The sequence below is a fragment of the Shewanella sp. Pdp11 genome (assembly GCF_002838165.1).
GTDB classification, from domain to species: Bacteria; Pseudomonadota; Gammaproteobacteria; order Enterobacterales; family Shewanellaceae; genus Shewanella; species Shewanella hafniensis.
Genome location: NZ_CP015194.1, coordinates 3,798,689 through 3,821,291, shown reverse-complemented (window position 1 = coordinate 3,821,291; position 22,603 = coordinate 3,798,689). Strand labels below are relative to the sequence as shown.

The following is a 22,603-nucleotide window of genomic DNA, read 5'->3' as shown; positions in this document are numbered from 1 at the left end:
GCATGCGCGTTTTTCCGGATGGTGTATTAGATAAAAAACTGATAAGTTCTTTGCAATACAAGCAGTTAATGATGCGCGTTTTTACTGGTCTAATGAGGTAAACGCGCATGCGCACTAATAAAATGTTGAACTAAGCCGCTGCGCGGAGCCCAAAGCGAACCACTGTTCCACACTTACTCCTAGGGATAATCCCTCACCTAGGAGGTCTACCATGTCATCACTTCTGCAACAATTCCATGATGAGATTAGTTTACGTGGTTACTCGGCCCGTACACGCAGTGCTTATCTGCGTGCCATCACCCAACTGCAGCACTATGCATACCAACCGCTCGATAACATTACGGATGAGCAGCTTACGGCTTATTTCCGTTACTTAAATCTTGAGCGACATCATTCCAGAGCCACCTTAAAGTTACAGCTTAATGGCATTCATTTTTTCTATGAACATGTCCTAGGGCGCGATTTTACGGTTCAGTTGAGTTTACCGAAACGTCCACACAAGCTGCCGCAATTGCTTAGTTGCCAAGATATCGCGGCACTGCTGTACCACTGTCAAAACCTGAAACAACGCGCCATGGTGGCGCTGTGTTATGGTTGTGGTTTGCGTGTAAGTGAGTTAACCCATATTAAGGTTGCTGATATCGATGGGCAGCGGCAGTTGCTCAAAGTGTGTCAAGGCAAGGGGGCCTGCGACCGATGGGTGATACTCTCACCGACTTTACTCACCCTGTTGCGTCAGTATTGGCAAGCGTATCATCCCGTCGAATGGTTGTTTGCCTCGACCTATCATGATGTGGTTTATCCGCTGCATGAGTCGACCTTTCGTAAAGCGTTAGCGAAGGCGGCCCGCTTAGCGAGTATCACTAAGCCATGCAGTCCACACAGCCTAAGGCATGCTTATGCAACCCATCAATTACAAGCGGGTATGCCACTTCATCAATTACAGGCCCAACTTGGTCATCACAGTATAAAGTCTACCGAGCGCTACTTGCATTGGTCGCCGGAATTAGGTCATCAAGGCTGTGACTTGCTAGCAAGTCTTGGGGGGATGCCATGGCAACCTTCTACCATTTAAGCGATATCCTTCATCAGCACTTAGCCCACTACCAACAGCAGCATAAACTGACCGAACAGCAAGCCTTAGTCTGCCAGCATATTCAGCAGTGTCGCACGCAAACCTTAGGCATACAGCACTGGCGTTGTGATACTTGCCAGTATGAGCAGCAGGTGTTTTGCTCCTGTGGTGACCGGCATTGCCCTCGTTGTCAGGGAAGGCAGACGCAAGCGTGGATTGCTACGCAGCAGGCGCAAGTCTTGCCTTGTCGCTATTTCCATTTGGTCTTTACCTTACCCCACGAGTTGAACATCTTGGCGCACTACGCTGCCAAGCCGTTATACAGCGCCCTGTTTGAGTCTGTGTGGCAGACGCTTGCGCAGTTTGGTATGAAGCGAAAACACCTTCAGGGTCAATTGGGTTGCACTATGGTGCTGCACACGTGGGGGCAAACCTTGAGTCAGCATATTCACTTGCATTGCTTAATCCCGGGTGGGGTGCTGACGTCAGCGGGAGATTGGCATAGCGTGAAAACGGATTATCTGTTTCCGGTGAAAGCCTTGTCCACCGTGTATCGGGCCAAGTTATTACGGGTGCTTCGACAACATGAGCTGGCTATCCCTGCGGCTGACACCTTAATGGCAAAACCGTGGTGTGTTTACAGCAAAGCGTGTCTGAGCTGCGCCGAAACCGTGGTGGAATACCTCGGGCGTTATACCCGTAAAGGCATGCTGCATGAATCAAGAATTGCCGACGTCACCGCAGAGCATGTCAGTTTTTACTACAAGGACTATCGTGACGGTCAGCAGCATAAGCAAATGCGGCTAAGCTGTGATGAGTTTATTCGCCGTTACTTATTGCATGTGTTGCCCAAAGGGCTGATGCGAGTGAGGCATTTTGGTTTTCTTGCCAATGCTTGCCGCCGCAAAAAGCTCGCGCTTATCCAGCGGCAACTACGTAAGCCGCAGGTGGTATTGGCGAGTCCTTTGATTAAGGAGGACTGTTGGTGGTCATGTCCGCAATGCCAGTTAGGTCATTTGCAGTTTATTGGGCTGATAAGACCGCAGGGATTGGTGATGATTAACAACCAAAGTCAGCCAGTACGTCTGTCAGGATAACCCCTCCCCCAAGACGTAGCGTAACCGACAGCGAAAAGCAGCCAGCCTTATGGGATTAAGCCGATGAGGGGATAGGGTGTGAGTGTCAGCCTGAGTCTGGGGCCAAAATGCTGTCAACCAAGGTCAACAATCAGTCGAAAGTGAGCGTAAAAGAATGAGAAAGCTAAAACGATATCAAGTGATTACCCATCAAGCTGTATAAAAAACCGCTACCGCAAAAAAGCAAATTCCTATAGCATTATTCATACCCATTTACACGGATGTGGCAGCGGCCAAGTCCAACAAGCGATTTATGCCCTGCAAACAGCGCAGCGCATAAATACTAAGACGTTAGGTCTCTAGATGAGGAGTTGATTTGAAGTCCGTTATTGCAATCGCTGGCCTGCTGTGGCTTGTTGGGTGTGCTTCCACATACAGCCTTCCCACGAATTCGCCATCTGCAACTATGACGCTGGACCTTCGATCGGAGTCCAAGGGGACGACTATGCAGGGGTACAGAGTGTTCGCATACCAAGACATGAACTGCACGCCGTCGCCTCTAGGGTCACTGATTGAGTCGAAGCAGTTCACGGGTGCCGTCGAGAAGATTGGCCCAATCAAGGTTGTGGCCGCCTCCCCGCTGACCTTTGCGGTCTTGTACGGAGAGTCTCGAATGGCGCAGAACCGCCAGTGCAGCTTCACGGCTTCGTTTCTCCCCCGCGCCGGTGAGTCATACGGTGTTCAGTTCGCGGTTGCGGACGGAGCCCTCGCCTGCGGAATGAAGATTACAGACGGTGCTGGGCAGGAAGTGTCTTTTGAATCCCCGTCATCCTCCTGTGCGGAGACTTTCGCGGGCAGGGTTAAGAACGGTGGAACTGGCGTGCTCAATTGGACTTTCAGATAAGTGGCAAAGAGACCTAACCATTCCATCGATCGGATGTCCAACCGGCTACGCTGGTCGGCCACCGCTCATGTCAAACGTTATATGCTTAAAGGGATTTAGTAACTTTAAATGAACGTTATAAAACTTAGAAAGTTGGCAATATCTGCCTTTATTTTTTGTTTTGTATTATTTCTGTGGTCATATTATCGGATGGAAACATGTGGTTATGATTGCGGCATTTTTACACTTCATAATGGAGGCTCAACAGTTTTTTATTATTTGCTATCCTTCTGGCTCGGGTTAGCATTTCTAGCGACTTTCTTGGGATCTACTTATTATTTATTTAGACTTAAATGCAAAATCAATTAGTACTAAATTAAAATGACAAAGGTAGTAAATTGCACGCATATAAAAAACATCATGGTGGGAATTTTACTCGCTGAAAAAGCGCTCCTAAAATCCCCATATGTTAAGCGTTAGCCCATAGAAATTTTAATTCGAAATTCACTAATTCGAGCTAAAACCCTAGCTCGTTTTTGTCCAAAAATGAGTTATCTTGAGTATGAAACTTTAATACTCAATTGCTGCTCGATTTATGCACCTAAGCGTAGATGAGTATGATGCTTTATTTTTCCACGTATTCAATCTGATGCTGTAGAATCAAGCACATGTGACGATTCAGTATCGAACTTTATTCCTCTCCCACCATTGAGCTTGTTTCACTGGTCAAAAGGCTGTGGTTAAAGCGAGTGCTTAAGATTGCTGTGGTGAGATTTGGTAAATTTTTGATTTCGCTTCATCGGTCACAAGATAAATCAGCCCATCAGGCCCTTGCACGACTGAGCGTAATCTTTGTCCTAATTCATTTTTTAGCAGCCGTTCTTCTTTAATAATCTTGTCGCCATCAAGTACTAAACGTACTAGCGTTTTTTCCTTTAGGCTGGCGAGTAAAATATTATTTCGCCACTGTGGAAATTTGTCGCCCGTGTAAAACATAAAGCCTGCCGTGGCAATTGAGGGAACCCATTTGTAGGCGGGTTGCTCCATTCCAGCCTTGTGGGTGCCTTCGCCGATTTTGCCGCCACCGTAATTCTCACCATAGGTAATCACAGGCCAGCCATAGTTTTTGCCCGCCTCATCAATATTGAGTTCATCGCCGCCCTGGGGTCCATGCTCGCCAGTCCACAATACTTTGCTGATGGGATTAATGGCCGCGCCTTGCATATTGCGATGACCGATAGACCAGATCTCGGGTAAAGCGCCCGCCGTATTGATGAAGGGGTTATCCTTGGGCACTGAGCCATCGGCATTAATCCGCACGACTTTGCCTAAATGATTGTCTAAGGTTTGCGCGCTATCTTTTTTGCTGTAACGATCGCCAAGTGTGATAAATAAAGTGCCGTCAGGCGCCCACACCAGACGTGATCCAAAATGGTGGCCGCTGTTGATTTTGGGGTGCTGACTAAAAACGCGGCTGAGATTTTTAAGCTTGTTACCATTGAGAGTAGCAAAGCTCACCGCAGTGCTATTGAGTTCACTTGCATCACCTTCAGCGGGCTCTGAATAACTGAAATAGATTTTTTTGCTGCTGGCAAAATCTGGTGCAAGCACCACATCGAGTAAACCACCTTGGCCCTTGGCATATAGCGGTGGCAAACCCGTTAAGGGTTGGCCCACTTTGCCTGCGGCGCTGACAATGCGCATTCTGCCGGCGCGTTCAGTCACCAGCATGCTGCCGTCGGGTAAAAATGCCATACCCCAGACATTTTCTAACCCTTGGGCTATGGTTTTTACCTGAATATTACCCGTTTCCGTTTTGATGCTAATGGTCGCTGCGCTAGTATTTTGCGCGTAAATAGCCGGTGAGCTTGCAACAAGACACAGGGCAAGACTTAAGGTGCTGAGCTTCAAGGTCTTTAGCTTCAAGCTGCATAGTTTAAAGGTGATCCGTTTCATTGCTATCCTTAGTCACAGTGCTTTCCTAAATGATGAAACAGAGTAACAAGCCAATAACCTAAGGGCAATTTCTCGATGTGACCTTGTAGCGAAACTTATCTGTCTTGTCCCCTTGCGTCCAAGAACTGCGCGTTGGCTAATGTATTAAACCTTGTTTCACGCATAAACAGCTCAGCGCATGAAAAAGCCTAAAGCCATCGCTAAACCGACGATCACAATAAAACCACGCAGCAAGGGCTGTGAAATACGGTAGGCCAGCGCCGCACCCACATAGCCACCAATAATCGCCATCACAGCAAGCAGCAACAGATATTGCCCATCAATCACATTGCCCACGGCATAAACCACAACGGCGATGGCGGTGAGCAGGGCTGAAATCAGATTTTTAAGACCGTTCATTCCATGTAGATTGGTTTGGCCCATCAGCCCAAAGCTCGCGAGCAGTATGATGCCTAAGCCACCATTAAAATAACCGCCATAGATACACACGGCCGACAGCATTATCAGTGCTGTCATCGGACTTAACATTGGCGTTGAGGTGTTTTCGCCTTGCTCAGCGATTCTTCGTTTGAGCAACCTAGGGCCAATGATAAAGGCCGCGGTGGCCAGTAAAATTAGCCAAGGGATCAGTTTTGCGAAGACTTGCTCGCTGGTGGTCAGCAAAATACCTGCGCCAATACTGCCGCCAATAAGGGCAATCAAGATCAGATGCTTAAGGCTAAGACTCGCCGGATATTCGATATCTTTTCTAAAACGCCAAGCACTGGCGATATACCCGGGCAGCAGCGCGGCTGTCCCCGTGGCATTCGCCGCAATCGGTGGAACCCCGACAAACACTAACGCCAAAAGGGTAATAAAACTGCCACCACCGGCAACCGCATTGAGCATTCCACCTAAAAAGCCAGCGAGTGCAATAATAAGCCAGTCCATAGATACTGCTCCTTTGGGCAATGAGATAGTTAAACAGTGAGTTCATCTGAGGAGTCTGTTCTCGTGAGTCAATCAAACTAGTCCACCCTAACAGGATGATTTAGATATCCCAAATACCAGACATAAAAATAACTGCAGCTATGGCTTCACTTTGCTCGGTAAAAACATCTTCTCCCCAGCAATTTTGCCCACATTCTTGATAATAAACTTCAAAGGTACTGAGCATAGGTGTTCGAATACAGTACCAACCATCGAAGGTATTCTTGGCAAAATGCACCCAATGCTGCGCATCGGCAGTTTGGATTTGCTGAATGAGTAATTCATTTTGTGACAGCAAAGCCGCAAGTTCATTCTGGGTTATGATTTGATGCTCGGCTTTTATTGCCTCGAGAAGATTTTTAAGTGTAATCATGGTGTCCCTTGCTTTTAGCTGCGAACTAAACTACTCACTAGCGAATTGCAGCTGCTATCGATGATTGGATCAGCGTCTCATAAATATCAGCTTGGCCAGCAGGAATAAGCTGCCGATGAATTTCGCGGCGTTTCGCACTGTCGAATAAGCGCTCCGCAACCCAGCCTGTTAAGTAGAGTGAGGACAGGCAGCCACCTGCAGTGGCAATATTGCCATTGATAACCAGAGCGCAGTCTTCTACATCCACGCCCATGGCCACTAATGCGGGTTTGGCATCGGGATGCGTCGTTGCTGAGATATTGTCGAGTAAGCCTAATTTGGCAAAGAAGAATGACCCCGCGCAGATACTGCCAAGCAATTGCCGTGTGGGATCTAATTTAAGGGCGGACATAAACTCAGTATCAGCAAGCGCGGCAGGTACGCCTTTGTAACCACTGCTGAATAATACCACGTCGGCATCAGCGACTTCGGCCACATGACCATCGGTTGCAACGGTCATCCCCAAACTTGATCTATGGCTAGGTTTGGTCCCGAGTACTTTTACTGTCCAATCGGTTTTTGTCCTGCCGAGAATATCGCGCATTAAGAAGAAATCGATATCGGTAAATTCATCAAATATCACAATCGCAATCTGATACATAAGCTTTCCTCTGGCTTGTATTGTGGATGACTTAAGGCTTGAATACGCTCAACCTTAAGCCTTGGGTCCTCAATATGAATAGAATCATGATTTTATTGGTTATCCATTTTTTATGAAAATTTGGTTAATCAAAATCTTAACCAGCACTAAACGATGGCAGTCGCTTGGCGAAAATAGCATGGGCATCAAAATTTTGGCTTTGCATTCTGGTTAATGTGTTGGTTAACACCTCATCAGCAGCATCTTCAATCCGCTGTATCCCTAACGTTGCAACATAATCACTAAATGATGTGGATACTTGTTCAAACAAAGCTGTGATCTCGCCAAAGGCTGGATGACTGAATTGTGGGTTAGGCAAACCCCTAAGGGATCGCAGTTTCAGCAGCATTAACGCTGTCAATGGTAAATATGTGTGCGGCCCACCATTGAACTCAAAAAAGCACTTTTTATCCCCAATAACTGCTTGTTCTACCTGATGATCACACAGGGTTTGCAGCATAGTGCTGATGAATTCGATATCCTGTGTGTCCCAGTTATCTAAAAATGGCGCATAGGGGAAAGGAGCCGTTTTTCGCAGTGTCACTTGCACTTCCGTGGCAAAAGGTGGCTCAATAACGCCTAAATAACGCCTAAATAACGCCCAAATATCGCCCATATAACAACACCAAAAAATCACCGATAAACCCGTGGGAACGAATTATCCAGCCAGCGCGCCAGGCGGTCGCCAAGGCTTGATACAGTTCGTCAGTCTCAGTCTTCAGCTCAGAAAACAGCATAAGTACAAGCCGAAAAACACTGGTTGTCATCCATCCGGCATTAGCTACTTCACCCGTTTTCTCAACCGCAGTGTAGTATTGATAGTAGTCTATCGCGGTATGAAAATAGCCGTAAGCAAGCGAGCACATAAGCGGCTTAGGCTCCAGCAAGCCCGATTCAATATAGGTAAGTTGGGCTACATTGCCCCAATGACACTCGGGTACACCAAACTCACGATATTGTTTCACTCTCTCGAAACCATCTGTCAGCCCAGTGTCAATATAATTCGTCAGTAAATAATGGTCATATTCAAAGACGTTTTTGGCATAATCGCGCATATGCTTACGACTGCGACTGCGTTTATTGAGAAATTTAGTTAACAACTTGAGCATCCTTACTATTTAGGCTGTGGCAAGTTTACCGCAACTGCATACAGGGTGGCTAACTGTGAGGTAAAACGGCTATACAAGTCACTCATGCACACGATTTGTAAAGCAGGGTTGAATACGCAGAACATTGCAGCAAACAGCGCTGATGCGTTGGCGACCATCGAAAAAAGGGACTTTTTCGTTGAGCCCCCAAGGATGGGTTTACGGCGTGTCGCCAGAGCATTAGTGCTGTTGCACACGTCAAGTTCAATGGGTTAAGCAAAGTAATAAAAAGCCCAGATTTATATTCTGGGCTTACTTGAATCAAATAAGTTAATGCATCGAACGCTAGGAGCTAAGACGTCATTAATACTTAGGTTTAAAACACCATTTCTGGTACATGCTCAGGTACGATTAATTTGCCAGCAGTTTTGCTGACGATTTCTTCTACGCTGACACCTGGGGCGCGCTCTAGTAGATGGAATGCGCCATCTTTGATTTCGATAAAGGCTAAATCTGTGACGACGCGTTTGATACAGCCGTAACCTGTGAGGGGCAATTCGCACACGGGTAACAGTTTAGAATTGCCGTATTTATCGGCGTGCATCATAGTCACGATAATGTTTTCAGCGCCGGCGACTAAATCCATCGCGCCGCCCATGCCTTTGATGAGTTTGCCGGGGATCATCCATGAGGCGATAGAGCCGTTCACATCGACTTCAAAGGCGCCGAGCACGGTTAAGTCCACATGGCCGCCACGGATCATGGCAAAGCTTTCCGCCGATGAAAAAAATGAAGCGCCTTTGACTGCGGTAACGGTTTGTTTGCCCGCGTTGATTAAATCGGGATCTATGGCGTCTTCGGTGGGGAATTCACCCATGCCGAGTAGGCCGTTTTCCGATTGCAGCATCACTTCCATGCCGCTAGGAATGTAGTTGGCCACCAGTGTTGGAATGCCAATGCCGAGGTTAACGTAGTAGCCATCTTTTAATTCTTTGGCGACGCGCTGAGCCAGTTGTTCTCTTGATAATGCCATGATATCTATCCTTTCTATTTGGCTTTGACGCTTTGGTCTTTACTCTTAGGTTTTACCCTTAGTTTTTACTTTAGGGAGCTAAGTGCCAATTGCGTTAACTGTGTTTCAAGGTTTTGCCAGCGCCTTTTATTTCGCGGCTTTTACCGTGCGCTGCTCGATACGTTTCTCGAACTTGCCTTGAATAACTCGGTCAACATAGATGCCCGGCGTGTGGATATGATCTGGATCTAGCTCGCCCGGCTCAACAATAAACTCGGCTTCAACCACAGTGATTTTGCCCGCGGTCGCCATCATAGGATTAAAGTTGGCGGCGGTTTTGCGGAATACCAAATTACCCATGGTATCGGCTTTCCATGCGCGCACTAAGGCAAAATCTGCGGTCAGCGACTCTTCTAACACGTAATGGCGACCTTTGATTTCGCGGGTTTCCTTGCCATCAGCCACCGGCGTGCCGTAGCCCGTTGCAGTGAAAAATGCCGGAATACCTGCGCCACCTGCGCGGATTTTTTCCGCCAGCGTGCCTTGGGGCGTTAAAATCACGTTCAGTTCGCCAGAGAGCATTTGCTGTTCAAAGGTGGCGTTTTCGCCCACGTAAGAGGCGATCATAGTGGCGATTTGGCGATGTTTTAACAGTAAGCCAAGGCCGAAATCGTCAACGCCAGCGTTGTTTGATATCGCCGTTAAGCCGTTAACGCCCATCTTAACCATTTGATTGATTAAGCCTTCGGGGATGCCGCACAGGCCAAAGCCGCCGACCATAATGGTCATGTCGTTTGATAAGCCGTTTAACGCTTCTTCATAGCTGCTGACGACTTTATTGAGTCCTGCCATTGTGATGTCCTTTTATGCTTTATAAAACGCGCGGGAAATAACGCGCGTTTTTAATAACGGTTGTTGGTGTCGTTAATTGTTGTTCTATTTTGCTAACAGGGCCGTGGCCACTTTCGAGCCGTTGTTGCGATTCAACTGTGTGCTGATGGCTTGTCCTGCTAACGCGAGTTTTTGTAAATCGATACCCGTTTCGAATCCCATGCCGTGCAGCATATACACTAAGTCTTCGGTGGCGAGATTGCCCGATGCGCCTTTGGCATAGGGGCAGCCACCAAGACCTGCAACTGAGGAGTCGAACACCCGCACACCTAAGTCTAAGCAGGCCAAAATATTAGCGAGTGCTTGGCCATAGGTGTCGTGAAAGTGTAGCGCCAGTTTGTCCATAGGCACATGTTCAGCCACGGTTTGCAGCATTCTACGGGCTTTTTGCGGCGTGCCTACACCTATGGTGTCGCCGAGCGATATTTCGTAACAGCCCATTTTGTAAAGGATTTCAGACACACGGGCCACTTCACTGACCGCTATCTCACCTTCGTAGGGGCAGCCGAGCACGCAAGATACATAGCCGCGCACTGGGATATTGTGCGCTTTTGCTAATTCCATCAAAGGGATAAAGCGTTCAATTGACTCTTCTATCGAGCAGTTGATATTGCGCTGACTAAAGCTTTGCGAAGCGGCGCCAAATATTGCCACCTCGCTCGCTTTTGCATCCAGTGCCAGTTCAAAGCCTTTGACGTTGGGTGTGAGCGCGCTATACACCACGTCGCTTTGACGCTGTATTTGCTTGAGCACATCGGCAGAATCGGCCATTTGTGGCACCCATTTAGGTGATACAAAACTGCCTGCTTCGATACGCTTAAGCCCCGCACCTGCCAGCGATTCAATCAAGGCGATTTTAGCTGCAGTCGGCACTGCGACTTCGTTTTGTAGGCCGTCACGCGCGCCCATCTCGAAGATGCTGACTTTATCTTTGGCGTCCGCAGCTTGGCTTAGATTGACTAAAGACATCTTAGGCTTCCTTGATCGCGGTTGGCTCGTCTGTCTCTAACGGCTCAACGTTAAGCAAGGTTGCGCCATCGGTCACTAGCTCGCCAGCCTTAAAGTAGAACTCAGTGACGATACCATCGAAGGGCGCTTCGATTGTGTATTCCATCTTCATGGCTTCCATCACGAGCAAACCTTGGCCCGCTTTCACTTGTGTGCCGACATCGACTAAATGGGTCACTACCGTGCCGTTCATGGGCGCTTTTAACTTGTCAGCATTGCTGGCTTGTTCTTCGACCACGAGTGTTTGCACTGCTTTAAAGTGGTAACTGCCAGAGGATAAAAACAGCGTAAAGTCATCACCTTGGGCACTAACGGGCACTTTACTCTTATGGCCGTTGATTTCTGCGAGCAGTAAATCTTGTTTCAGCTCGCCATTTAGCAACCAATCTTGTCCGTGCAGCGGTAGCTGATACATGCCGCCTAAATCGAGCATCACTAACTGCTGCAATTCATGGGTATCATCAAGCAGGGCAATATTGTGTTGGCTGCAGCTGTTGAGTCTAAAGCCGCTCACTTGACCCCAAGGCGAGTAAGGATCGGCGCTGTTGACAGCTTGCGCTTTGGCGGCTTCTTTACGGGCAAGTACTTGATATAGCGCGGCAAAGGCAAGCGCAGTGTCAGCTTCGCTTGAAGCTGTGCCAATTAAGGTGTCGCCATAACGGCCAATAAAGTCAGTGCTAAAGTCAGCATTGGCAAACGCTGGGTGCTCGGCAATGTTCGCCAAAAACTCAATGTTGTGCTTAAGACCGCTGATTTGATACGACTCTAACGCATGCACTAAACGTTGCAGGGCGCGCGGACGTGATTCATCCCAGACAATCAGTTTGGCAATCATAGGATCGTAGAAGTTACTGATCACATCGTTTTCGCGAATACCCGAATCGATACGGACAAACTTACTTTGCTCGGGTTCACGCAAAAAGTTGAGCTTACCACTGGCGGGTAAAAACTCATTCTGTGGATCTTCGGCATAAATTCGCACTTCAAAGGAATGGCCGTGAATACGCACTTCATCTTGCTTTAGCGGCAGTGGCTGACCGCTGGCGACCAGCAATTGCCATTTGACTAAATCTTGGCCTGTGACCATCTCAGTCACGGGATGCTCAACCTGCAGACGGGTGTTCATCTCCATAAAATAGAAGCTATTGTCTGTGTCGAGCAGAAACTCCACTGTGCCCGCGCCAACATAATCGATGGCTTTGGCTGCCGCGACGGCCGCATCACCCATTTGGGCGCGCAGTGCATCGCTTAACCCTGGCGCTGGCGCCTCTTCGACCACTTTTTGGTGGCGACGTTGAATCGAACAATCGCGATCCGATAAATAAATCGCGTTGCCAAAGGTGTCGGCAAACACTTGCACTTCGACGTGGCGCGGCTGGCGTAAATAACGCTCCATCAATAACTTATCGTTACCAAAAGAAGAAGCCGCTTCACGGCGCGCCGAGTTAACGGCTTCCATGATTTCGCCTTCATTCTCAACGATCCGCATGCCTTTACCGCCGCCGCCATAGGCCGCTTTAATCAGCATAGGGAAGCCAATTTTCAGTGCCTCCGCTTTTAAGGTCGCATCGCTTTGGTCATCGCCGTGATAACCCGGCACTAAGGGCACGTTTGCCGCCGTCATAATCGATTTAGCGGCGCTTTTGCTGCCCATGGCATCGATAGCATCACTGCCTGGGCCAACAAAGGCGATGCCTGCGGCTTCACATTTACGGGCAAAGTCGGCGTTTTCAGACAAGAAACCATAACCTGGGTGAATAGCTTGTGCGCCGGCTTTTTTGGCGATATCGATAATCAAATCGCCCTTTAAATAGGAGTCTGCCGGCGCACTGCCGCCTAAATAGAAGGATTCGTCGGCCATGGCGACATGGCGCGCTTCTTTATCGGCATCGGAATATAAGGCAACGGTGCGAACGCCCATGGCATGGGCGGTTTTGATGATGCGACAGGCGATTTCACCGCGGTTAGCAATCAATAGCTTGGTAAACATGTGCTTGGTTAACATCAAAGAGCTCCTTGGGTATCACTTGGCTTTTGTATTGGCGTAGGAGAGGCGGCGGAGTGCGTTTGTTGCCAGTTTGGCTGACGTTTCTCAAAAAAGGCATTTAAGCCCTCTTGGCCCTCGGTTGATACCCGAATGCGGGCGATACGCTCGCTAGTGTAATCAATGGTGTTTTGGTCTATCACGCCATCTTCAAGATGCGATAGCAGTGTTTTTACCCATGCCATGCCTTGCGGGCTATTGGCTAGCAACGCGTCAATCATCGGCTTTACGGCGGCGTCTAAGTCATCGCTTACCTCATGGACGACATTAAGCTTTAATGCGGCTTCTGCACTAAAACGCTCGGCGGTCAGCATGTAGCGGCGCGATGCGCGGTTACCCATAGCGCGGGCAATGTAAGGGCTGATTACCGCAGGAATTAATCCGAGTTTCACTTCGCTCAAACAAAAACTGGCGCGTGTTGTGGCGATAGCGATATCGCTGGCGCAAATCAGCCCCAGTGCGCCGCCAAAGGCTGCGCCTTGCACTAATGCAATGGTGGGCTTAGGAAAGTTATCTAAATCCTGCATCAGTTTTGCTAAGGCTTTGGCATCATTTAGATTTTGCTCAAAGTCCATTTGGGCTTGCTTGCGCATCCAATTGAGATCGGCGCCAGCGCTGAAGTTTTTGCCGTTCGCTTTAAGCACCAGCAGTTGGCAATCCTTATGCTCAGCAAAATAGCCAAGGACGCTAATCATCTCGCTAATCATCACTTCATCGAAGGCGTTGTGTACTTCCGCTCGGTCAAGAATAAGCTCGGCAACGCCGTTATTGAGCGTGTAACTCACGTGCTGCAAGTTGCTTAATTCCTGTGGCGTTATTGGTAAATTTGTCATAACTGTTTCCCTATCTTATTGATTTGCTGTGTATACGTATGGTTTACATACGGAACACACCAAAACGCGTGTCTTCGATAGGGGCATTTAATGCCGCCGATAGGGCAAGGCCGACCACATCACGGGTTTGCGCCGGGTCAATAATGCCGTCATCCCATAAACGGGCGCTGGCATGATATGGATGACCTTCTTTATCGTACTGGGCGACAATCGGCGCTTTAAAGGCTTTTTCATCCTCAACTGACCAATCTTCGCCTTTACGGGCTAAACCGTCGCGGCGCACTGTGGCGAGCACGCCAGCCGCTTGCTCGCCGCCCATCACAGAAATACGGGCGTTAGGCCACATCCACATCATGGTCGGCTCGAACGCGCGGCCACACATGCCGTAGTTACCTGCGCCGTAGCTGCCGCCGATAATCACAGTGAATTTAGGCACATTGGCACAAGAAACCGCGGTTACCATCTTAGCGCCATGTTTAGCGATACCTTCGTGTTCGTACTTTTTACCCACCATAAAGCCGGTGATGTTTTGCAGGAACAGCAGCGGAATTTTGCGCTGGCAGCACAGTTCGATAAAGTGCGCGCCTTTTTGCGCCGACTCTGAGAACAGAATGCCGTTGTTGGCGACAATGCCGACTGGGTAGCCGTGGATACGGGCAAAACCGCACACTAAGGTGGCGCCATAGTTGGCTTTAAACTCATCAAAATCAGAATCATCGACGATACGTGCGATCACTTCTTTGACATCAAAGGGCTTTTTAAGATCGGTGCCGACAATGCCGTACAGTTCGCTGATATCGAACTTTGGCGGTTTGACAGGGCTCAGTAGACTTTTTATTTGTTTTTGATGATTAAGGCGTGATACGGCGCGGCGCGCAAGCTCTAACGCGTGCTCATCGTTTTGGGCTAAATGATCGGCAACACCAGAGATTTTAGTGTGCACGTCGGCGCCGCCCAGTTCTTCGGCGCTAACTTCTTCACCTGTGGCCGCTTTCACTAGTGGCGGACCTGCCAAGAAAATCGTGCCTTGCTCTTTTACGATAATCGATTCATCCGCCATGGCTGGCACATAGGCGCCGCCTGCGGTACATAAGCCCATCACCACAGCAATTTGGGGGATACCCTTAGCAGACATTTGCGCTTGGTTGTAAAAGATGCGGCCGAAATGATCGCGATCAGGGAAAACTTCATCCTGGCGGGGCAGGTTAGCGCCGCCCGAGTCGACTAAATAGATACAAGGTAAGTGACAACGGCTGGCAATATCTTGGGCGCGAAGGTGTTTTTTGACGGTAATCGGGTAATAAGTGCCGCCTTTAACTGTAGCGTCGTTGGCGATGATCATGCACTCCACGCCACTCACACGGCCGATACCGGCGATAATGCCCGCTGCGGGCACTTCTTCGTCGTAGACTTCAAACGCGGCAAATTGCGACAGTTCTAAAAAGGGCGAGCCCGCATCGAGCAGCTTTTCAACCCGTTGACGTGGCAGCAATTTACCGCGGGATAAATGGCGCTCTAGCGCCACAGGGCCGCCGCCGAGTTCGATTTTATTGAGTTTAGTTTTAAGATCGGCCACTAGGGCGGCCATATCGTCGGATTTTGCTTTAAATTCATCGCTACGGGCGTTGATACGACTGCTTAATTGCGTCACTTTGATTGTCCTTATAAAGCGGAAACTCGGTATCACCTTGCTCGAATAGGTGGCGCAAACTGTAAGTTACAGTGCAGCGCTACCCATTCACTTGTGAGATATTATTTGAACTCGCGTTATTTCGACTCATTGAACAGTTCGCGGCCAATCAGCATGCGGCGAATTTCTGAGGTACCAGCGCCGATTTCATACAGCTTGGCATCACGCAGTAAACGGCCTGTGGCGTATTCGTTGACATAGCCGTTACCGCCAAGCAGTTGGATTGCATCCAGTGCCATTTTGGTGGCGAGTTCTGCGCTATAAAGAATGGCGCCCGCCGCATCTTTACGGGTGGTTTCACCGCGATCGCAGGATTTTGCCACTGCATACACGTAGGATTTGGCGGCATTCATGCCGGTATACATGTCGGCTAACTTGCCTTGTACCAGTTGGAATTCACCAATCGATTTACCAAATTGCTCACGCTCGTGGATGTAAGGTACAACGATATCCATACAGGCATTCATGATCCCCAGCGGGCCGCCAGATAGTACGACGCGCTCGTAATCTAAGCCGCTCATCAGCACTTTAACGCCGTTATTGAGGCCGCCTAAAATGTTTTCTTCTGGTACTTCTACATCTTCAAACACTAATTCGCAGGTGTTAGAGCCACGCATGCCGAGTTTGTCGAGCTTTTGCGCTTGGCTAAAACCTTTCGAGTCGCGCTCAACGATAAAGGCGGTAATACCGTGTGCGCCTTTGGTTAAGTCGGTTTTCGCATAAATCACATAGGTGTGCGCATCGGGACCGTTAGTGATCCACATCTTGTTGCCGTTTAAGATGAACCGGTCGCCTTCTTTGCGGGCGTGCAGTTTCATCGACACTACGTCTGAGCCTGCGTTTGGCTCACTCATGGCCAGCGCGCCAATATGCTCACCGCTCACCAGTTTTGGCAGGTACTTGGCTTTTTGCGCGGCATTACCGTTACGGTTGATTTGATTGACACACAGGTTTGAGTGGGCGCCATAACTTAGGCCGATAGAAGCGGATGCACGGGAGATTTCTTCCATTGCGACGACGTGGGCTAGGTAGCCCATGTTTGCGCCGCCGAACTCTTCGGGTACCGTTACTCCGAGCAGTCCCATTCCTCCAAGCACAGGCCAAAGTTCATTGGGAAAGGCATTGTCGTGATCCACTTTCGCAGCAATTGGGGCGATTTCATTCGCGGCAAAATCCTGCACTGCATCGCGCAGCATATCGACGTCTTCGCCTAGGCCAAAATTCAGACTTGTGTAGAGAGAGTTCATTGCTTGTGTCCTTTCAGATGTTCTAATTTCAGATTGTTATAGTTTTTATGATTTTTAGGTGCTTGAGTCTTTTAAATCTTGTACTTAAATCCGTAGTCGTTATCGCCATCAAATTGATTTGATTTTGTGTCAACGGGGATTTAGGCTTTTGCCGTTTTGTTATCTTCTAAGGCTAAGCGGCATTGCTGCTCGGCGGAATTGAGTTCCATCAACACGACTTTGATGTCGTCCATTTGCTGTTGTAGAGCGGATTTCTTTTCTTCCACTAGCGCCAGCATGGTATTGAGCTGTGCGGTGCTGCTCTTGTCTGCATCGTATAATTCGAACAGGCGACGGGTTTCTGCTAAAGAAAAGCCCAAGCGTTTACCGCGAAGAATGAGCTTGAGACGTACCCTGTCTTTGAGGCTATAAATACGGGTTTGGCCGCGGCGTTTAGGTTTAAGCAAACCTTGGTCTTCGTAAAAACGAATACTACGAGTAGTGATATCAAACTCTTTTGAGAGATCACTGATCGAGTAAGTCGTTTGTGGTGTGTTCGTTGCGCTCATTCATGCACCCTAAATAATCAGTTTTAAGCAAGATATATGAAGTTTACGTAAAGGTAAAGATTTTGGCTTTTATTCTGTTGGCAAAAAAGTGTCAATCCCAATTGCCATAAGCCTGTGCAGCGAGATTAAAACGTATGCTTTAAATTAGTGTTCTCACATAAAACCACAAATATCTTCTGGTTATAGGCTAACGTCTAATAGTGGGCTTTAGACCTCCTTGCTAATAATAGAAGCAGGAAGGGGTAGTTATTGCGGCTGACGATGTGAGTCGCAGTCCTGATTGGAGGACATATGTTGACCGAACAGCAAAATGCATCTGTAGCGCAAGCCACAAATCAAAAACAGAACCAACAAAAACATCAAGCGTTGCACCAAGCATCCTTGCTTAATAAAGCCGAATTCTGGGGAGAAGCGGCGAAAACGCTCGATTGGATTAAGCCGACGCAAACGGTACTCGATGAATCGCAGGCGCCGTTTTATCATTGGTTCGCCGATGGTGAGATGAACACTTGTTATAACGCCGTTGATCGCCATGTGCTGGCTGGACGTGGTGATCAAGTGGCTATCCAATATGTGAGCCCTGTTACTGATACTGAATACGGCATTAGCTATGGGGAGTTACAGGCTCAAGTGAGCCGACTCGCGGGCTTTATGCAATCTATTGGTATAGGGAAGGGCGACCGTGTGGTGATTTATATGCCTATGGTGCCTGAAACCGCCTTCGCTATGCTGGCCTGTGCCCGCATAGGTGCGATTCATTCGGTGGTTTTTGGTGGCTTTGCTGCCAATGAGCTCGCGACTCGGATCAATGATGCTAAGCCTAAATTGGTCTTGTCGGCATCTTGCGGCATTGAGCCTTCGGGCGTGATCCCTTACAAGCCTCTGTTAGATAAAGCGTTAGCTCAGTCAGTACATCAGGTTGATCACTGCCTAATTTTGAATCGTAGCCAGTATCAGGCCGATTTATTTGAGGGCCGTGACTTAGATTGGCAAGCCGCGTTAGCGACTGCACCTAAGGCCGATTGTGTTTCTCTTAAGGCCACAGATCCCTTGTATGTGCTTTATACCTCTGGCACCACGGGTCAGCCTAAAGGTGTGGTGCGCGATAATGGCGGCCATGCTGTGGCTCTGGCTTGGTCGATGCAACATATTTACGATATTCAAGCGGGCGATGTGTTTTGGGCCGCGTCTGATGTGGGCTGGGTTGTGGGTCACTCATACATTGTGTACGGACCGCTGCTGGTGGGCGCTACAACCTTAATGTATGAAGGCAAACCTGTCGGTACGCCCGATCCCGGTGCTTTTTGGCGCACGATTGCCAAATACAAGGTTAAAAGCTTCTTCACCGCGCCGACGGCCATTCGCGCAATCAAGCGTGAAGATCCTGATGGTGAGTATCTACAAGCTGTTGATTTAGCTTGTCTTAAAAATGTATTTTTGGCGGGGGAACGTTGCGATCCCGACACTTTAGTTTGGGCACACACTAAACTCGCTAAACCTGTCATTGATCACTGGTGGCAAACTGAAACGGGTTGGCCAGTCGCGGCAAATTTGATGGGCACTGCGCCCGTCGCCATTAAGCCAGGCTCGCCCGCTTTACCTGTGCCTGGTTATGCGGTTGAAGTGGTGGATGAATTGGGAGAACAAGTTGCGCCCAATACTTCGGGGAATGTGGTGATCAAGCTGCCTTTGCCGCCGGGAACCTTGACGACACTGTGGCAAAATGATCAACGCTATCAAGACAGTTACTTGTCTATGTATCCAGGTTATTACTTAACTGGCGATGCGGGTTATACCGATGAAGACGGTTATCTCTACATTATGAGTCGTATTGATGACATCATAAATGTGGCGGGGCACAGGTTATCGACCGGACGTTTTGAAGAAGTCTTGTGTCAACATCCTGATGTGGCCGAAGCGGCTGTGATTGGTGTGGATGATCAGCTTAAAGGTCAGGTGCCTTTAGGATTAGTGGTACTGAAAAAGGGCGTGACGATCAGTGATGAAGAGCTGCATAAACAGCTTATTACCTTAGTTCGTCAAGAGATTGGTCCCGTCGCCTCCTTTAGGTTAGTGAGTGCGATTCAAAAATTGCCCAAAACGCGCTCTGGTAAGATTTTACGTGGTACTATGCGAAAAATTGCCGATAATCAGCAATATACTGCACCTGCGACCATAGAAGATCCACAGACCTTAGAGTTAGTGCGTACCGCGCTCACTCGCATGGGTTATGCCGATGCCTTAGTGTAATAAATAGAGCGTAAAGGCTTTTGTAGAAAGAGTGTAAAGGTCTTATCGAGAGTTGAAATATCAAGGCGATAGAAACTGACCAAGCTTGCTATCGCCTTTTTGTTTACGGTATTTTTATTCAGTTAGGATCAGATTACTTAGGTAGGATCAGAGATTGAAGTTTCTACCTTAAATTTGCTAGTCTTGCAGGCTCATCATGAGCAGCTATTACGTACTGTTATCATGTACAGCTATATCACCTACAGTTTTTACGGTAATCAAATGGCTTAGGGACGACCCTAAATACGCCTAATCTAACATGGGGACGACCCCTTTATGGGAGTTCACTATGAGTTGGTTCTTATTAGTCCTTGCGGGTTTATTCGAAATTGGTTGGGCCATAGGGCTTAAATATACCGAAGGTTTTACGCGTTTGTGGCCAAGTATCTTTACAGTGGCGTCGATGGCCGTGAGTGTGTTGCTACTCGGACTCGCAGTTAAGCAACTGCCTATAGGTACTGCTTACGGTGTGTGGGTCGGTATTGGCGCTATGGGTACCGCTATTGCTGGAATTATCCTGTTAGGAGAAGGAGTTAGCTTACTGAAAATCGCCAGTTTGATACTGATATTACTGGGGGTTTTAGGGCTTAAACTCGCAAACTAAGTTGTCGATATACGTGCCAATACAAGTATCACTTGGGCTAAGTTCTAACTAACCCGTTTCGCAATACGGGATTGGCAATCTCACTGTAATCGAGATTGCCAATCGTATGCATCGCCTTTTCTCTCTGGTAATTAAGTTACAAAGATCGGTATAATTACCCCTCAAAATTGGTTAGTTCTAACCTCTGTGACCCGTGGGAATTATATAATGCAAAACCACAGCAATCTTAATGATATCGGCGTAATTGGCCTTGGCGTTATGGGTAAAAACCTCGCGCTAAACATCGCGGATAACCAATATCACGTCAGCGCATTTGACCTCGATCCTGTTAAAGTTAATGGTGTTATACAGCAAGAAAAACAGGAACGCGCTGGACTCGAACCTCGCATTCTTGGCTGTGCTAATCTTACCGAAATGTTAGCCAGTCTCACAAAACCCCGCATTCTTGTGCTTTCTGTTCCCGCGGGTGCACCCGTCGATGGTGTCTGTAGTGCTTTGATTTCTGCCGGAATTGAGTCCGATGATATCGTTATCGATACTGGTAACAGCCTATGGACTGACACTGTTGAGCGTGAAGCGCGCTACAAAGGGCAGTTTGTATTTTTCAGCTCTGCGGTTTCGGGCGGTGAAGTTGGTGCGCGTTTCGGTCCATCACTTATGCCAAGCGGTGATATCGATGCATGGCATCACGTTGCACCTATTTGGAAAGCCATTGCCGCTAAGGTTGATGCGAGTACAGGTTTACCTATAGAGCGATTTGAGCCGGGTAATCCCGTGACAGAAGGCGAGCCATGCACGACATATATTGGTCCTGCGGGTTCTGGCCATTATGTGAAGATGGTGCACAACGGTATTGAATACGCTGACATGCAGTTGATTTGCGAAGCCTATCAAATGTTGCATGACGGTTTAGGCATGAGCGCTGCAGAAGTCGGCGATGTGTTTGAACGCTGGAATCAAGGCAGCTTAAACAGCTATTTGATGGGGATCAGTGCCGAAGTCTTAAAACAGGCCGATCCATTAACGGGTAAACCGTTGGTGGAAATGATCTTAGATAAAGCGGGCCAAAAAGGCACGGGTTTGTGGACGGCCGTAAGCAGTTTACAAATTGGTTGTCCGGCACCGACGATTGCTGAAGCTGTATATGCTCGCGCCGTAAGTACCCAAAAATCCTTACGTTTACAACTTAGCCAGAAATTGGCTGGGCCAAATGCACCTGCTATCGATGGTGCGCAAAAAGCGCAGTTGATTGAGGCTCTAGAAAGCGCGTTATATTGCGCGAAAGTGTGTTGTTACGCGCAAGGCTTCCAGTTGATGGCGATGACGGCCCATGAACAAAAATGGCAGTTAGACTTTGCTGAAATTGCAAAAATTTGGCGTGCGGGTTGTATTATTCGCGCGACTTTCTTGCAATCAATCACTCAAGCCTATGAAGACAATGCCGAGCTTAGCAATCTGTTGATGGCCGACAGTTTTGCGTCAGCCTTATCTGAAAAGCAAGGCCTATGGCGCACTGCGGTAGCGACTGCGGTAATGCAAGGTATTCCAGCGCCGTGTATTAGCTCAGCACTGGCATATTACGACAGTTATCGCTGCGAAACATTACCAGCGAACTTGCTCCAAGGTCAGCGTGACTTTTTCGGCTCTCATACCTTTGAGCGGATCGATACGCCAGCTGGCGAGAAATATCACTTAGATTGGAGCGCTAAAGAGCGCACCTTAGCTAAGGTCTAATGTTCGTGAAAACTGGTATATAGTATTTTATAAAGACCCTCAATATTGAGGGTTTTTTTATGCCTGTTCTACATTGATTGGAACTGACAGTTAACTCATTAACGCCAAAGATAACAGCTTATTATTTTACCGTAGTGGTCTATTATTTTTTCGCGATTAATCTTATGCCTAGGGTTATATACTTAATTAAATTAAGAGTCAGTAAGAACATGTCTGTCGTCATTAATTTTCTGTATATTCGGCTTGCAGATAATCATATGCAATATTGAGTTTCAATCCACCTTAAGAATTGTTTTATACATAATATTGTTGCTAAATATTTTAGACGCAGCATGCTTTCTATACAAGGCTTAGCATATTTATTTAACCACTAATGAGTATGTTATGTTGTTAATGCTGTTGAATTTTTAAAAGTGTAACAATTTATTTTTAAATTTCAAATGCACTAAAAAAGTGATTCCATTAATTCCAGCATTCAATTTTATCTCGTAAGCATATGATTTTAAAGTGCAGTAATTTTATTGATAAGGTGTGCAACTCCGTTTCTTAAGTTTATTGCTACTGTAAATACAACTAGGGAATTTACATTCAATCTACAGCTCTG

19 protein-coding genes are annotated in these 22,603 nt (G+C 47.9%); 5 read left to right on the top strand and 14 right to left on the bottom strand.

Annotated features, from left to right (window positions below; genetic code table 11):
* Positions 1–211 precede the first annotated feature (211 nt).
* On the top strand, positions 212–1,075 hold the full coding sequence (locus AYJ58_RS16905; protein ID WP_106651005.1) for a tyrosine-type recombinase/integrase: 864 nt from the start codon (positions 212–214) through the stop codon (positions 1,073–1,075).
* Entirely contained in the window at positions 1,054–2,172 is a 1,119-nt protein-coding gene (locus AYJ58_RS16900) for an IS91 family transposase (RefSeq protein ID WP_106649399.1), read from the top strand. The genes AYJ58_RS16905 and AYJ58_RS16900 overlap by 22 nt, the downstream gene beginning before the upstream one ends.
* A gap of 1,615 nt (positions 2,173–3,787) precedes the next feature.
* On the opposite strand, the gene AYJ58_RS16890 is transcribed toward AYJ58_RS16900, so the two are convergent.
* From AYJ58_RS16890 to AYJ58_RS16825, 14 genes are all read right to left on the bottom strand, one after another.
* Positions 3,788–4,990, bottom strand: coding sequence for a PQQ-dependent sugar dehydrogenase (locus AYJ58_RS16890; protein WP_106651003.1), 1,203 nt, complete (start codon positions 4,988–4,990; stop codon positions 3,788–3,790).
* A gap of 171 nt (positions 4,991–5,161) precedes the next feature.
* Positions 5,162–5,920, bottom strand: a complete 759-nt coding sequence (locus AYJ58_RS16885) for a sulfite exporter TauE/SafE family protein (RefSeq protein ID WP_106651002.1) — start codon at positions 5,918–5,920, stop codon at positions 5,162–5,164.
* Between the two features lie 100 nt (positions 5,921–6,020).
* Positions 6,021–6,332: a cytoplasmic protein gene (locus AYJ58_RS16880; RefSeq protein ID WP_106651001.1), complete on the bottom strand. Its 312-nt coding sequence runs from the start codon at positions 6,330–6,332 to the stop codon at positions 6,021–6,023.
* Between the two features lie 37 nt (positions 6,333–6,369).
* Entirely contained in the window at positions 6,370–6,972 is a 603-nt protein-coding gene (locus AYJ58_RS16875) for a DJ-1/PfpI family protein (protein ID WP_106651000.1), read from the bottom strand.
* Positions 6,973–7,108: 136 nt separating this feature from the next.
* On the bottom strand, positions 7,109–7,627 hold the full coding sequence (locus AYJ58_RS22060; RefSeq protein WP_232790829.1) for a hypothetical protein: 519 nt from the start codon (positions 7,625–7,627) through the stop codon (positions 7,109–7,111).
* Complete coding sequence (locus AYJ58_RS22055; RefSeq protein WP_232790828.1) at positions 7,602–8,111, bottom strand: hypothetical protein; 510 nt, start codon at positions 8,109–8,111, stop codon at positions 7,602–7,604. Before AYJ58_RS22055 ends, AYJ58_RS22060 begins: the two co-directional genes overlap by 26 nt.
* A gap of 364 nt (positions 8,112–8,475) precedes the next feature.
* Positions 8,476–9,132, bottom strand: coding sequence for a 3-oxoacid CoA-transferase subunit B (locus tag AYJ58_RS16860; protein WP_012089642.1), 657 nt, complete (start codon positions 9,130–9,132; stop codon positions 8,476–8,478).
* A 126-nt stretch (positions 9,133–9,258) separates the two neighbouring features.
* Positions 9,259–9,963, bottom strand: a complete 705-nt coding sequence (locus AYJ58_RS16855) for a CoA transferase subunit A (RefSeq protein ID WP_063884906.1) — start codon at positions 9,961–9,963, stop codon at positions 9,259–9,261.
* An 84-nt stretch (positions 9,964–10,047) separates the two neighbouring features.
* On the bottom strand, positions 10,048–10,971 hold the full coding sequence (locus AYJ58_RS16850) for a hydroxymethylglutaryl-CoA lyase (RefSeq protein WP_106650998.1): 924 nt from the start codon (positions 10,969–10,971) through the stop codon (positions 10,048–10,050).
* Between the two features lies 1 nt (position 10,972).
* Positions 10,973–13,015, bottom strand: a complete 2,043-nt coding sequence (locus AYJ58_RS16845; protein ID WP_106650997.1) for an acetyl/propionyl/methylcrotonyl-CoA carboxylase subunit alpha — start codon at positions 13,013–13,015, stop codon at positions 10,973–10,975.
* On the bottom strand, positions 13,015–13,887 hold the full coding sequence (locus AYJ58_RS16840; RefSeq protein WP_106650996.1) for an enoyl-CoA hydratase-related protein: 873 nt from the start codon (positions 13,885–13,887) through the stop codon (positions 13,015–13,017). Before AYJ58_RS16840 ends, AYJ58_RS16845 begins: the two co-directional genes overlap by 1 nt.
* A 43-nt stretch (positions 13,888–13,930) precedes the next feature.
* Positions 13,931–15,538 (bottom strand): carboxyl transferase domain-containing protein, encoded by a 1,608-nt coding sequence (locus tag AYJ58_RS16835; protein ID WP_106650995.1) that lies wholly within the window; start codon positions 15,536–15,538, stop codon positions 13,931–13,933.
* A gap of 116 nt (positions 15,539–15,654) precedes the next feature.
* Positions 15,655–16,824: an isovaleryl-CoA dehydrogenase gene (locus AYJ58_RS16830; protein WP_012089637.1), complete on the bottom strand. Its 1,170-nt coding sequence runs from the start codon at positions 16,822–16,824 to the stop codon at positions 15,655–15,657.
* 140 nt (positions 16,825–16,964) lie between these two features.
* Positions 16,965–17,372, bottom strand: a complete 408-nt coding sequence (locus tag AYJ58_RS16825; RefSeq protein WP_006085528.1) for a MerR family transcriptional regulator — start codon at positions 17,370–17,372, stop codon at positions 16,965–16,967.
* Between the two features lie 291 nt (positions 17,373–17,663).
* Here AYJ58_RS16825 and AYJ58_RS16820 point away from each other — a divergent pair, with 291 nt between their 5' ends.
* The 3 genes from AYJ58_RS16820 to gndA all read left to right on the top strand — a co-directional run bounded on the left by AYJ58_RS16820 (position 17,664) and on the right by gndA (position 21,999).
* Positions 17,664–19,622, top strand: coding sequence for a propionyl-CoA synthetase (locus AYJ58_RS16820; RefSeq protein ID WP_106650994.1), 1,959 nt, complete (start codon positions 17,664–17,666; stop codon positions 19,620–19,622).
* A 328-nt stretch (positions 19,623–19,950) separates the two neighbouring features.
* On the top strand, positions 19,951–20,265 hold the full coding sequence (sugE, locus tag AYJ58_RS16815) for a quaternary ammonium compound efflux SMR transporter SugE (RefSeq protein ID WP_011847232.1): 315 nt from the start codon (positions 19,951–19,953) through the stop codon (positions 20,263–20,265).
* 207 nt (positions 20,266–20,472) lie between these two features.
* Entirely contained in the window at positions 20,473–21,999 is a 1,527-nt protein-coding gene (gndA, locus tag AYJ58_RS16810; protein ID WP_106650993.1) for an NADP-dependent phosphogluconate dehydrogenase, read from the top strand.
* Positions 22,000–22,603 lie beyond the last annotated feature (604 nt).